Origin of the sequence: Robbsia betulipollinis (assembly GCF_026624755.1) — a bacterium.
GTDB classification, from domain to species: domain Bacteria; phylum Pseudomonadota; class Gammaproteobacteria; order Burkholderiales; family Burkholderiaceae; genus Robbsia; species Robbsia betulipollinis.
Genome location: NZ_JAPMXC010000001.1, coordinates 2,027,569 through 2,040,525, shown reverse-complemented (window position 1 = coordinate 2,040,525; position 12,957 = coordinate 2,027,569). Strand labels below are relative to the sequence as shown.

Genomic DNA, 12,957 nt, shown 5'->3' with positions numbered 1-12,957 from the left:
GTGTTGCGCTGCGTGTGGTGCCGCATGTGGCATCGCGTGGGAAGCCGCCGCGGCGTCGCCCCGCCACGGCGCGCAGAACGGGCTGATCGTTTCCGTGCCGAGCGTGAGGAAATCGTAGCGGCGCGGATCGAGCACCACCGGATGGCTCGGATGGTGATACCCCATCATCAGGTCGCAGCCGCCTTCGGTCAGGTTCAGCACCGCATCGTGGACATTCAGCGCGCGCAGCTTCGCGTGCAGGCGGGCGTCCGGACAGACCGGCCGCTGCGCGCCGTCCGGACCCGTCACCGTGGCATCGCGCACGCGCCGGTCGATCGCCTCGATCCAGACGGGAAAGAAGGTGAGCGACAAGGTATGCGGCACGGCGAAATCGATCGTCGCCGCGCTCGTCAGGTTCTGTCCGCGCAGCAGCATGCGCGCTTCCTGCGTCTGGCTGAGCATCGTCAGCGCCTGCGCATGGAAGATATTGCCCGCCTGGGTCAAGCGTGTCGGGTAACCGGAACGATCGATCAGCTCCGCGCCCAGCCAGGCCTCGAGCGCCTGGATGCGCCGCGAGAAAGCCGGCTGCGTGACATGGCGCAAGGCCGCCGAGCGGCTGAAGCTGCGCGTTTCGGCGAGGGAAATGAAATCCTCGAGCCACTTGGTTTCCATCGATCTTTCCGGGTTGACCTCAGGCGGCGTCGCACGCGGCGTGCGGCGACGGGGGGGAAGTCCGCGGCGAGTCGGTTTGTGCCGGGTTGCCCTGCGCCAGGCCGGCCTGCCCCAGGTTGCCCTGCGCCAGGCCGGCCTGCCCATACTGCTGCAACCCCCACATCTGTGCGTAGGTGCCGTTCGCGGCGAGCAGGGCCGCATGGGTGCCGCGTTCGACGATGCGACCCTGCTCCATCACCAGGATCTGCTCGGCCGACACGACGGTCGAGAGCCGGTGCGCGATCACCAGCGTGGTGCGCCCGCGCGCGACGCGTTCGAGCGCGCCCTGGATCGCCCGTTCCGAGCGCGAATCGAGCGCGGACGTAGCCTCGTCGAGGATCAGGATCGGCGGGTCCTTGAGCAGGGTGCGCGCGATCGCGACGCGCTGCTTTTCGCCGCCGGAGAGTTTCAGCCCGCGTTCGCCGACCGAGGTCTCGTAACCCTGCGGCAGACTCTCGATGAACGCATCGATCTGCCCCGCCCGCGCCGCCGCGATGACGTCGTCGCGCGACGCGCCCGGGCGTCCGTAGGCGATATTGAAATACAGACTGTCGTTGAACAGCACGGTGTCCTGCGGCACGATGCCGATGGCGGCGCGCAGCGTGTCCTGCTGCACGTCGCGGATGTCCTGGCCGTCGACGAGGATGCGTCCCGCGCCGGCGGAATCGACATCGTAGAAACGGAACAGGAGCCGCGCCAGCGTCGACTTGCCCGAGCCGCTATGCCCGACGATCGCCGTCGTCGTGCCCGCCTCCACGACGAACGACACATCGTGCAGGATCGATCGATCCGGATGATAGGCGAAATCGACATGCTCGAAGACCACCCGCGCGCCCCGCTTCGCGTCGATGCGCAAGGCCGGCGCGTGCTCCCGGTCGGCGATCTCGCGCGGCTGCCGCGTGAGCGTAAACAGGCGATCCATGTCGGTCAGGCTCTGCTTGAGCTCGCGGTAGATGATCCCCAGGAAATTCAGCGGCACGTACAGTTGCAGCATGAAGGTGTTGATCAGGACCAGATCGCCCAGCGTCTGCCGGCCGGCGGCCACGGCGAGCGTCGCGCGCCAGAGGATGAAAACGAGACCGGTCGCGATGATCGTCTGCTGCCCGAAGTTCAGCATCGACAGCGAGCGCTGCGAACGCACCGCCGCGGCCCGGAAACGCCGCAGGTTGTCGTCGTAGCGTTCGGCCTCGAAGGCCTCGTTGCCGAAGTACTTGACCGTCTCGTAGTTCAGCAGCGAATCGATCGCGCGCGAACTGGCGCGCGATTCGAGTTCGTTCATCGAGCGCCGGAAATGCGTGCGCCACGCGCTGATCTTCACCGTGAAGGTTATGTAGACGAGCAACGCCGCCAGCGTGACGAGCGCGTAGTACGCCTCGTAGCGGGTCACGAACACCACGAGCACCAGACCGATCTCGACCAGGGTCGGCAGGATGTTGTAGACCGAGTACGTGATGACGCTCTGCACGCCGCGGGTGCCGCGCTCGATGTCGCGCGTCATGCCGCCGGTCTGGCGGTCCAGGTGAAAGCGCAGCGACAGGCCATGCAGATGGCGAAACACTTCCAGCGCGATGCCACGCACGGCGTTTTCGGTCACTTTCGCGAACAGCAGTTCGCGCAGCTCGGTGAAGAGCGACGTGGACAGGCGCACGATCGCGTACGCGACGACGAGCAGGCCGACGCCGCCGAGCAGGATCACCGCGGGCGAATCGTGCGCGCGGCCCAGCGCGCTCAAGGTCTTCGCCGCCGACAGATGGTCGACGATCAGCTTCAAGAGCAAGGGCACGCCCAGGTTCGCCACCTTGGCTGCGATCATGCAGCCGAGCGCGAGCCCGATGCGCAGCCGGTAGCCGGCAAGATAGGGCAGGAGCGCGACGATGGCGTGCCAGTCTCGGCGCGCCTGGCCGGGCATCGGAGGGACGGGGGGTGGCAGGGACCCGGAAGCACCACGGCGCATGGCGGGACGCTAGACGGCCTGACCGTGAACGAGCCGGAACTCGGTCATGGCCGGAACGAAGTCGTGGTTCAACGTCGCCTTGCGCGAGAGTTTCGCCAACGCGTAGCGCTGGAAGCGGCTCAACGCCGCCCACGCGTCGTCGCCCGGCACGTCCAGGCCCGCGAGCGCGCATTGCGCGGCCACGCTGGCGGGCAAGGCCGCGCGGTCGTCGCCCGGGAGCGACGCCGGCGGCGCGCCGGTCTCGGGCGGCCGCCCGACATGCTCCAGCATCCAGGCGCGCAACAAGGCGGCGAAGTCCGCCTCGCTGCTCTGCTGCACGGTCGACGGCGAAGTCCGGGTGCGCGCCACGCCGTCCGTCCCGCCAAGCGCCCCGCCGCCGGGTCCCTCCTCGACGGCATACGATGCCAGCGTCACGCGCGCGTCGTAGGGCAACCGCTGCCAGTCGTCGAGCGAGATGCGCTGCCCGCTGCGGTCGAGATGAAAGCGCACCGAGAGCGGGATATAGGACAGATTTTCCGAAGACGGCACTTCGAAGTCGAACAGTTGGGGACGATCCTGGCGGGTCACGGCGGCCTCTGGGGAATATGGCGGGTTCTGGAGGCATTCTACGCAGCTAACGTAAAAGGGGTAGAGTCTCGACATCGGCCGCGGCCCTCGCGCGGCCCACGGTAGAGGCGGCGGCGCCCCGACGCGATGTCGGGAACCGGACCTGCCCGCACGCCGGACCATGGCCACCGCCACCACGACGCATATGACCACGAACGCTGCCCTCTCCAACGTTTCCGACGTTTCCGACAATGCCACCGACGACACGTCGCCATCGCCCGGCTGGCGCCGGCTGCCCGTGCTGCGGCACCGCGCCGGCGCGCATCAACCCGCCGACGATCAGGTGGCCGAGGAATGGCCCGTCGCGCTGGTATTCAACGGCATCTCGCATGCGGTGATGATGACCACGCCGCGCGACCTGGAAGCCTTCGCGGTCGGCTTTTCGCTGAGCGAGGGCATCGTACGCAGCATCGTCGAGATCCGCGACATCGAGACGACCTTCCATGAGGAGAGCGCCGAGGTGGCGATCGAACTGCTGCAGGGCGCGTTCGTCGGGCTGAAGGACAAACGCCGTTCGCTGGTCGGGCGCACCGGTTGCGGCGTGTGCGGCATCGAAAGTCTCGCCCTGCTCGATCTCGAACCGGAGCGCATCGCCGAGGCCGGCAACGCCGGCCCGACGGCCGCAAGCGCGATCGACGACGCGGCCATTCAGCGCGCGGCGCGCGAACTGCGGCCCCGGCAAACGCTGATGCAGCAGACCGGCGGCGTGCACGCGGCGGCGTGGTGCGGCCGCGATGGCGAGATCCTGCGCGCGTTCGAGGACGTGGGCCGCCACAATGCGCTCGACAAGCTGATCGGTCAGCTGGCGCGCGATCGCACGGATTTCGGCAGCGGCTTCGTCTTCATGTCGAGCCGCGCCAGCTACGAACTGGTACGCAAGGCGGCGCGCGTCGGCATTCCGATGCTCGCGACGATCTCCGCGCCGACGTCGCTGGCGGTGCGCATCGCCGAGAAGGCCGGCATCCGGCTCGCGAGCTTCTGCCGCGACGATGGCTTCGTCGAGTATGCGGGGGCGGATATGGGAACGGCGCAGCAGGCGCGTTAGCGCTTCGGGCCGTCGAGCGCCGCGAAATCCGGCCGGCGCTTCTCCACGAACGCCCGCAGCGCCTCCTGCGCCGCCGGGCCGCCCAGCAAGGCCGCGAATTGCGCGATCTCGGCATCGATGCGGGCGGCGACCGTTTGCATCGGATCCGCCTTCAGCAGCGCCTTGGTCGCGCGCAGCGCGGCCACCGGCAGGGCCACGAGCCGCTGTGCCTGCCGCAGCGCCTCGTCCTCGACCGCTTCCGGCGCGACGATGCGATTGACGAACCCCATCGCTCGCGCCTCCTCGGCGTCGAACGGGTCGCCCAGCAGCAGTTTCTCCGCGGCGCGCTGATGGCCGCTCAGACGCGGCAGCAGCAGGCTCGACGCGGCTTCCGGGCACAGTCCAAGCTGCGCGAACGGCAGGCCAAACCGCGCGTCGCTGCCCGCGTAGACCAGATCGCAATGCAGCAGCATCGTGGTGCCGACGCCGATCGCCGGCCCGCGTACGGCCGCCACCAGGGGCGTGACGAGTGCCGCCAGCACATGCAGGAAGCGCGTCACGGGCGCGTCCGGACCCATCGGCGGATGGCGGATGAAATCGTCGATGTCGTTGCCCGCGCTGAAGGCCGGCCCCGTACCCCCGAGCACGATCGCTTTCACGCGCGGGTCGGCGTCCGCCGCCGCCAGCAGATCGGCCATCCGCGCATACATCGCCGCGGTGATCGCATTGCGTTTCCCGGGCCGGTTCCAGCGCAACACCGCGACGGCGCCCTGGTGCATGAGGGTGACGTCCGGGGCGACGTTCCCGGCAACGTCCAGGGCGAGCGCCGACGCCATGTCGGGGGCAGCGTCCGGCAAAGGCGCCGCACCGGAAATCCTACCGGGAGCCTTACCGGGAGCCTTACCGGGAGCCTTACCGGGAGCCTTACCGGGAGCTTTACCGAGAGCCTTCCCGGGAACCGTCACGACATGTTTTCCAGGATGCCGGCCGCGCCCATGCCGGTACCGACGCACATGGTCACCATGCCGTACTTGAGCCTGCGTCGTTGCAGCGCATGCACGAGTGTCGCCGCGCGGATCGCGCCGGTCGCCCCGAGCGGGTGTCCCAGCGCGATCGCGCCGCCCAGCGGGTTGACCTTCGCGGCATCCAGTCCGAGATCGCGGATCACCGCCAGCGACTGCGCGGCGAACGCTTCGTTCAACTCGATCCAGTCGAGCGCCTCCTGCGTCAGGCCGGTGGTGCGCAGCACCGCGGGAATCGCCTCTTTCGGTCCGATGCCCATGACCTCCGGCGGCACCCCCCGCACCGCGAAACCGGCGAAGCGCGCGAGCGGCGTGAGACCGAACTGCTTCAGCGCCCGTTCCGACACGACCAGCAGCGCGCCCGCGCCGTCGGACATCTGCGAACTGTTGCCCGCCGTCACCGAGCCCTGGTTCGCGAACACCGGTTTGAGGCGGGCGAGCGCGTCGGCGGACGACTCCGCACGCGGTCCCTCGTCGCGCCCGAGTTCGCGGGTGACGACGCGCACCTGCGCGGTGGCGAGATCGGCGTCATGCTCGGTCACGGTCAACGGCGCGATTTCCGCGTCGAATTCGCCCGCCTGCTGCGCGGCAAGCGCGCGGCGGTGCGACTCGACCGCGAACGCGTCCTGGTCCTCGCGGCTGACCTTCCAGCGCTCGGCCACGCGCTCGGCCGTCAGCCCCATGCCATAGGCGATCGCGACGTTCTCGTCGCGATCGTAGACATGCGGCGACACCGACGGCGTGTTGCCGGTCATCGGCACCATGCTCATCGACTCGACGCCGCCGGCGAACATCACGTCCGCCTCGCCGACGCGAATCCGGTCCGCGGCCATCGCCAGCGCGCTCAATCCCGACGCGCAGAAGCGGTTGACCGTGACCCCTCCGACCGATTGCGGCAGGCCCGCGAGCAGCACGCCGATACGCGCGATATTCAGCCCCTGCTCCGCCTCGGGCATCGCGCAGCCGATAATCGCATCCTCGATCGCCGCCGGATCGAGCGACGGCACCGCCTGCAACGCCGCGCGCAACACGTGCGCCAGCATCTCGTCGGGACGCACATGCCGCAGCGACCCGCGCGGCGCCTTGCCCACCGGCGTGCGCGTCGCGGCGACGATGTAGGCATCCTGGACTTGCTTGCTCATCTTCTTCCCCTTCCGTCGCGAGGCGCGCGCCGTGGCGGCGCGCCATTGCTTCGCTCAGTTGATACGCTCGGTCGAGAGCCACCCGGGCGGGCCGCTCAGTTGCGCGCCGGTTTGCCGCCCTGCAGCAGGCTCATGATCCGTTCCTGCGTCTTCGCGGTGCCCAGCAGTTCGACGAAGGCACGGCGCTCCAGCGCCAGCAGCCAGTGCTCGTCGACCAGCGTGCCCGGCTCGACGTCACCGCCGCAGATCACTTCGGCGATGCGTGATGCCACCCGATAGTCGTGCTCCGAAATGAAACGGCCATCGCGCATGTTGACCAGCTGCGAGCGGATCGTCGCGATGGCGGAGCGCCCCGCCACGGGAATCCGCACCGCCGGCAACGGCGGCCGGTAGTCACCCGCCGCCAGTGCCCGCACTTCCCGCCGCCCCGCGTCCAGCAATTCGTACACGTTGAAGACCACGCGGTCGGACGGCTGCAGATACCCCATCTGCCGCGCCTCGTGCGCGGAGGTCGAGACCTTCGCGGTGGCGGCGGCCGTGAAACGCGGCGTCAGGAAATCGAGCAAACGCTTGCCGTCATAGCGCGCGGCGGTCTCGGCGGCGGCAATCGCCGCTTCCTTGAGCCCCCCGCCGGCAGGTACCAGGCCGACGCCGATCTCCACCAGGCCGAGATAGCTTTCAAAATGCGCGACGCGACGCGCCACATGCAGCGCCAGTTCGCAACCGCCGCCCAGGGCGATGCCGGAGATCGCCGCGACCACCGGCACCTGCGCGTATTTGATGCGCAGCATCGTCTGCTGGAAGTCGGCAACGAAGGGTTCGACACCCGCCGCGCCTTTCGTCATGAACAGCGGCATCGCCGCTTCGAGATTGGCGCCCGCCGAGAACGGACCGCCCGGCACGCCGGCTTTCAGCGACGTGGTCTGCCAGACGAGCAACCCGTCGAAGCCCGCCTCGGCGAGTTCCACGCCCTTGCGCAAGGCCTCGAGCACTTCAGGGCCGATCGTATTCATCTTGCTGCGGAACGAGATCACCAGTACGTCGCCGCCGTCCGCGTCGTCGGTCCAGATGCGCGCGCCCGCGTTCTCGAACACGGTTCGGCCGTACCGGGCGGGGTCCGATGCGGCGTCCTCTGCCGGTGCTGCACCGAACAACGGCGCGCGGAACACCTGTCGCGCATACACCGGCAAGGTGCTGCGCGCGACGAACTCGCCGCGCGCCGGCGAATAGGAACCGCTTGCGTCGTGCACCCCGCCACGTTCGGCCACCGGACCCTCGGTCACCCAGCGCGGCAGCGGCACGGCGGAAAGCGCATGCCCGGCGGCGATATCCTCGGCGATCCAGCCGGCCAGTTGCGTCCAGCCCGCCGCCTGCCAGATCTCGAAGGGCCCCTGCTCCCAGCCGAAACCCCAGCGCAGCGCAAGATCGACATCGCTCGCGCCGTCCGCGATCGCCTCCAGATGCACGGCGACGTAATGGAAGACGTCGCGGAAAATGGCCCACAGGAACCGCGCCTGCGGATGCGTGGATTCGCGCAGCAGCCGCAGACGCTCGGGCAGCGGCCGTTTCAGTATCCGCACGACCAGTTCGTCGGCCTTGCCGGATGCCGCGCGGTAGGCTCCCGGCGCGCCGGCCCCGCCCGCGGCGGTGTCCAGCACATGGATGTCACGGCCGATCTTCCTGTAGAAGCCCGCGCCGCTTTTCTGCCCGAGCGCGCCGTTGTCGACCAACGCGCGCAGGAGCGCGGGCGTCGCGTACGCGGCGGCGAACGGATCGTCCGGCAGGCCGTCCTGCATCGTCTTGACGACATGCGCGAGCGTATCGAGCCCGACCACGTCGGCGGTGCGAAAGGTCGCCGATTTCGCACGGCCCAGACGGCTGCCGGTCAGATCGTCGACGACATCGAAGCCCAGCCCGTATTGCGCGGCGCGGGTGATCGTCGCGAGGATCGAGAACACGCCGACGCGATTCGCGATGAAGTTCGGGGTGTCCTTCGCGCGCACCACGCCCTTGCCGAGGGCGCGGGTCAGAAAGGTCTCGAGCGCGTCGACGATGTCCGCGCGCGTGTCGGCCGTGGGAATCAGCTCGACCAGATGCATGTAGCGCGGCGGATTGAAGAAGTGCACGCCGCAGAAACGCCCCTTCAATGCGGACGCGAACCCGTCGGCCAGCGCCGTGATCGACAGCCCGGACGTGTTCGACGCGAAGATCGCCGTGTCGCTCAGGAACGGCGCGACCTTTTCATACAGCCCATGCTTCCAGTCGAGCCGCTCGGCGATCGCCTCGATCACCAGGTCGCAACCGGCGAGCCGGTCGAGGTCGTCGTCGTAATTCGCCGCGACGAGGTATTTCGCATCGTCGTTCGTACCGAACGGCGCGGGTTTCAATTTCTTCAGCCGCTCGATGGCGGCGAGCGCGATCCCGTTGCGCGGCCCCTCGGAGGCCGCGAGGTCGAACAGCAGGACGGGCACCCGGGCGTTGACCAGATGCGCGGCAATCTGCGCGCCCATCACGCCGGCGCCCAGCACCGCGACCTTGCGGATCATGCGGCGCGGGTCGTCCGTGTTGTTTTTATCGTATGCGTCGTTCTTCACGTTCGTCACCTCCGTCCTCCCGTTTTTCAGAATAGCGTTTCGTCCGGGTCCATCAGCGTGCTCGCGCCCGCGCGGGCCATGCGGATCTGCGCGGCCGTCTCCGGCAGCAGCCTGGCGAAATAGAAACGCGCGGTGGCGAGCTTGGCGCGATAGAACGGATCTCCGCCCGGCGCCTGATCGAGCGCGATGCGCGCCATGCGCGCCCAGAAATAGGCGAACACCAGATGGCCGACCACGCGCAGATAGGGCACCGCGGCGGCACCGACTTCGTCGGGGTTCGCCATCGCCTTCATGCCGATTTCCATCGTCAGCTTCTGCACCTTCGTGCCCAGGTCGGCGAGCGGATTGACGAATTCCTGCATGTCCGGCTTGATCCCTTCCTCGTCGACGAAAGCCTCGATCAGCTTGCCGAAGGTCTTGAGCTTCGCGCCCATGTCGCCCAGCACCTTGCGCCCGAGCAGATCCAGCGCCTGGACCGCGTTGGTGCCTTCGTAAATCATGTTGATCCGCGCGTCGCGCACGTACTGTTCGACGCCGGTCTCACGGATATAGCCGTACCCGCCGAACACCTGCATCGCGTGGCTGGTGCTCTCGAACGCGTTGTCGGTGAGGAAGGCCTTGGCGACCGGCGTCAACAGCGCGACCATGTCCGCCGCCTCGCGCCGTTCCTGCGCGTCGGGGTGCGCGGTCATCCGGTCGATCTGCAGCGCGAGCCAGCTCGTGAACGCGCGGGCACCTTCGATATACGCCTTTTGCGTGAGCAGAATGCGCCGCACGTCGGGATGCACGATGATCGGATCGGCCGGTTTGTCGGGTGCCTTGACGCCCGAGAGCGAGCGCATCTGGATGCGCTCCTTCGCGTACGCGAGGGCGTTCTGATAGGCGACTTCGCTCAGTCCCAGACCCTGCATGCCGACGCCGAGGCGCGCGGTGTTCATCATCACGAACATCGCGTTCAGGCCACGATGCGGTTCCCCCACCAGCCAGCCGCGCGCGCCGTCGAGATTGATCACGCAGGTCGCGTTGCCGTGGATGCCCATCTTGTGCTCGATCGCACCGCAGCGCACCGCGTTGCGCTCGCCCACGCCACCGTCCGCGGTCGGGACGAATTTCGGCACGATGAACAGCGAGATGCCCTTGGTGCCGGCGGGGGCATCGGGCAGGCGGGCGAGCACCAGGTGCACGATGTTCTCCGCCAGATCGTGCTCGCCGCTGGAGATGAAGATCTTCGTGCCGGTGAGGCGGTAGGCGCCTGCTTCGTCGGTGCCAGTGCCCGCGCCGGCTTCCGCGCCGGCTTCCGGCATGGCCTTCGTGCGCAGCAGGCCGAGATCGGTGCCGCAGTGCGCCTCGGTCAGGCACATCGTGCCGCTCCACTCGCCCGAGACGAGTTTCGGCAGGTAGAGCCGTTTTTCCCGGTCCCGGCCGTGGGCGGCCAGGCATTCGTAGGCGCCGTGCGAGAGACCGGGGTACATCGTCCAGGCCTGATTCGCCGCGTTCAGCATTTCGTACAGCGCGTTGTTGACGAGCACCGGCAGGCCCTGGCCGCCGTATTCCCGGTCGCAGGCCAGCGACGGCCAGCCGGCTTCGACGAAGTGCCGGTACGCGCCCTTGAAGCCGGCCGGCGTGCGCACCGCGCCGTCGGCATAGGTGCAGCCTTCGCGGTCGCCGCTCGCGTTGAGCGGGAACACCACCTCCTGACAGAAGCGGCCGGCCTCCTCGAGTACCTGGTTGATCGTGTCCGCATCGACCTCCGTGTGCGGCGGAAGTTCGCGCAGGTGCGTCTCCACCTGCAGCAGTTCGTGCAGAACGAATTGAATGTCACGCAACGGCGCGCGGTACTGTGCCATCAGTCTCTCCTCCCGGTGACAGGCCGCGCGGTGCGACCGGGACGTCTCGCGGGACGTCCGGCGGTGCGCGACGCGGCGCGTCTACGTCTGGTATGAAACGATCAATTTCTCGAGTGCCGCGCGGCCCAGCGCCACCGCCTGCGGGTCCCGCAGCAATCGGGCATCGTGGTGCACGCCCAGCGTCAGGCTGTACACCTCGAACAACATCATCTGCGGCTGGGTGTCGGCCCGCAGATGCCCTTCCTCCTTCGCCTGTTCGATCGCGCGGGCCAGCGCCGTACGCCAGGCCGTGACGCTGGCGACCAGGTGCTCGCGCACCGGGCTGGCCGCGCGGTCGTCGTACTCGATCGCGCCGCTGATCAGGATGCAGCCGGTGGACACCTCATGCTGGATGCGCTTCTCCATCCAGCCGAACACCATCTGCCGCAAGCGCGGCAAGCCGCGCGCGCAGGCCAGACTCGGCAGGAAAACGTCCTGGCGGAAGCGCCGGTGGTATTCGCGCACCACCTCGATCTGCAGGTCCTCGCGCGAACCGAAGTGCGCGAACACGCCGCTCTTGCTCATCTGCATCCGCTCGGCCAGCAGGCCGATCGTCAGGCCTTCGAGACCGTCGCGGCTCGCCAGCTCGAGCGCCGCGTCCAGAATCGCCATCCTTGTCTGCTCGCCTTTTCGCATACTTTTGTCCAATCCAAAATAAACGAACGGCCGTACTATTATTGGCGACGACCGTCTCGGATAACAAGTACTTTATTAGAAACCGCTTTCTAGAGGAGACGCTGCCGCCGGCGTCAGTCGTAGCGGCCAACGGTCAGCACGCGCATGGCCAGGCGGTAGAACGCGTAGGCGCTGGCGTTGAGCAGGCGCTCGCGCCAGCCGCGTGCCGTGTAGCGGCCCTCGTCGATGCGCCGCGCCGTACCGAATGCGCGTTCGATCGAGCTGCGCAGTTGCGGAATCACCGGGTCGTGCACGGCGACCACATTGGCCTCGTGGTTGAGGAAAAGACTCAGTGCGTCGAGGTTCGAGGAGCCGATCGTCGCCCATTCGTCGTCGACCACCGCGACCTTGCCGTGCAGCATCGCATGGTCGTACTCGGCCACTTTCACGCCGGCCTTGAGAAAAGAGCCGTAGAGCGACGGCACCGCCCAGTCGAGCAGGCGGAATTCCTTGCGGCCGATCAGCAGCCGGACGTCGACGCCGCGCCGCGCCGCATCGTTGAGCGCGCGGCGCAGGCGCGTGCCCGGCGTGAAATACGGGTTCGCCAGCACCACCTGGCGGGTCGCGCGGCCGATCGCGTACAGATAGGCGCGTTCAATCGCGCGCCGGTTGAGCCGGTTGTCGCGCGCGACGAACGCCACCTGGGGCTCGCCGTCCGGGCTGGCCTGGTCCAGCCCCCGCCCCCCCGGGGGCGCGGGCTGCAGCGCAAGCTCGCGCTCGAGATCCGCCCGTTCGCGCCGCAGCCGCCGCCGGCTCGCCAGGGACAGGGCATCGGCCGGCTTGCGCGCCGGGTCGAGCCGTTCCCATTGCGCATCGAATGCGCGGATCACGTCGTGTACGACCGGCCCGAGCATTTCCACGGCGAAATCCCAGCGCGGCTCGGCCATCCGGTGGCCGTCGTTCATCATGTCGTCGACGATGTTCATGCCGCCGACATAGGCGACGCGCTGGTCGACCGCCGCGAGCTTGCGATGGTCGCGCGCGATGCCGCCCCTGCCCATCAGATGCGGGTTGAAGATGCGATGCTGGATGCCCGCCGCGGGCCAGGGCTCGAACATCGCCAGGCGCGCGGTGCCCACGCCGTCGGTGATCACGCGCACGTCGATGCCGCGCGTGGCGGCACGCAGCAGCGCATCGGACACCATGCGCCCCGCATCGTCGTGACAGAAGATATAGGTTTCGAGGCGCACGGTGGTGGCGGCCTCGTCGATGTTGCGGACCAGCGCATCGAAGTACGCAGTGCCGCTTTCGAGCAGCGTCAACCCGTTCGCGGCGCAGAAACGCAGGCGCGCGGACCGCCAGCCGCTGAGACGGCGCCGCCGGCGCGCGGTCGGCACGCGCGTCTCGGGCGCAGCAGACGCAGC

The 12,957-nt window shown here is 68.5% G+C and carries 9 protein-coding genes and 1 pseudogene; 1 reads left to right on the top strand and 9 read right to left on the bottom strand.

Annotation, left to right across the window (positions count from 1 at the left end; genetic code table 11):
* Window positions 1-57: 57 nt before the first annotated feature.
* The 3 genes and pseudogenes from OVY01_RS23275 to OVY01_RS08835 all read right to left on the bottom strand — a co-directional run.
* A pseudogene (locus tag OVY01_RS23275) lies at window positions 58-651 on the bottom strand (LysR family transcriptional regulator); the annotation flags it as partial.
* 19 nt (window positions 652-670) lie between these two features.
* The gene (locus OVY01_RS08840) at window positions 671-2,644 is read right to left on the bottom strand and encodes an ABCB family ABC transporter ATP-binding protein/permease (protein ID WP_267847084.1); all 1,974 of its coding nucleotides are present in this window, start codon (window positions 2,642-2,644) and stop codon (window positions 671-673) included.
* A 9-nt stretch (window positions 2,645-2,653) separates the two neighbouring features.
* The gene (locus tag OVY01_RS08835) at window positions 2,654-3,211 is read right to left on the bottom strand and encodes a nitrate reductase associated protein (protein ID WP_267847083.1); all 558 of its coding nucleotides are present in this window, start codon (window positions 3,209-3,211) and stop codon (window positions 2,654-2,656) included.
* Between the two features lie 160 nt (window positions 3,212-3,371).
* On the opposite strand from OVY01_RS08835, the gene fdhD reads away from it, so the two are divergent.
* Window positions 3,372-4,295 (top strand): formate dehydrogenase accessory sulfurtransferase FdhD, encoded by a 924-nt coding sequence (gene fdhD, locus OVY01_RS08830; RefSeq protein ID WP_267847082.1) that lies wholly within the window; start codon window positions 3,372-3,374, stop codon window positions 4,293-4,295.
* Here the strand turns inward: fdhD and OVY01_RS08825 are convergent.
* From OVY01_RS08825 to OVY01_RS08800, 6 genes are all read right to left on the bottom strand, one after another.
* Window positions 4,292-5,110, bottom strand: coding sequence for an enoyl-CoA hydratase (locus OVY01_RS08825; protein WP_432422199.1), 819 nt, complete (start codon window positions 5,108-5,110; stop codon window positions 4,292-4,294). The two genes, fdhD and OVY01_RS08825, sit on opposite strands and share 4 nt — an antisense overlap.
* 125 nt (window positions 5,111-5,235) lie before the next feature.
* Window positions 5,236-6,438: an acetyl-CoA C-acyltransferase gene (locus tag OVY01_RS08820; RefSeq protein ID WP_267847081.1), complete on the bottom strand. Its 1,203-nt coding sequence runs from the start codon at window positions 6,436-6,438 to the stop codon at window positions 5,236-5,238.
* Between the two features lie 95 nt (window positions 6,439-6,533).
* Complete coding sequence (locus tag OVY01_RS08815) at window positions 6,534-8,984, bottom strand: 3-hydroxyacyl-CoA dehydrogenase/enoyl-CoA hydratase family protein (protein WP_267847721.1); 2,451 nt, start codon at window positions 8,982-8,984, stop codon at window positions 6,534-6,536.
* Between the two features lie 74 nt (window positions 8,985-9,058).
* On the bottom strand, window positions 9,059-10,879 hold the full coding sequence (locus OVY01_RS08810) for an acyl-CoA dehydrogenase C-terminal domain-containing protein (RefSeq protein WP_267847080.1): 1,821 nt from the start codon (window positions 10,877-10,879) through the stop codon (window positions 9,059-9,061).
* Window positions 10,880-10,960: 81 nt separating this feature from the next.
* Entirely contained in the window at window positions 10,961-11,554 is a 594-nt protein-coding gene (locus tag OVY01_RS08805; protein ID WP_267847079.1) for a TetR/AcrR family transcriptional regulator, read from the bottom strand.
* A 113-nt stretch (window positions 11,555-11,667) separates the two neighbouring features.
* Window positions 11,668-12,930 (bottom strand): phospholipase D-like domain-containing protein, encoded by a 1,263-nt coding sequence (locus OVY01_RS08800; RefSeq protein ID WP_267847078.1) that lies wholly within the window; start codon window positions 12,928-12,930, stop codon window positions 11,668-11,670.
* Window positions 12,931-12,957: the final 27 nt, after the last annotated feature.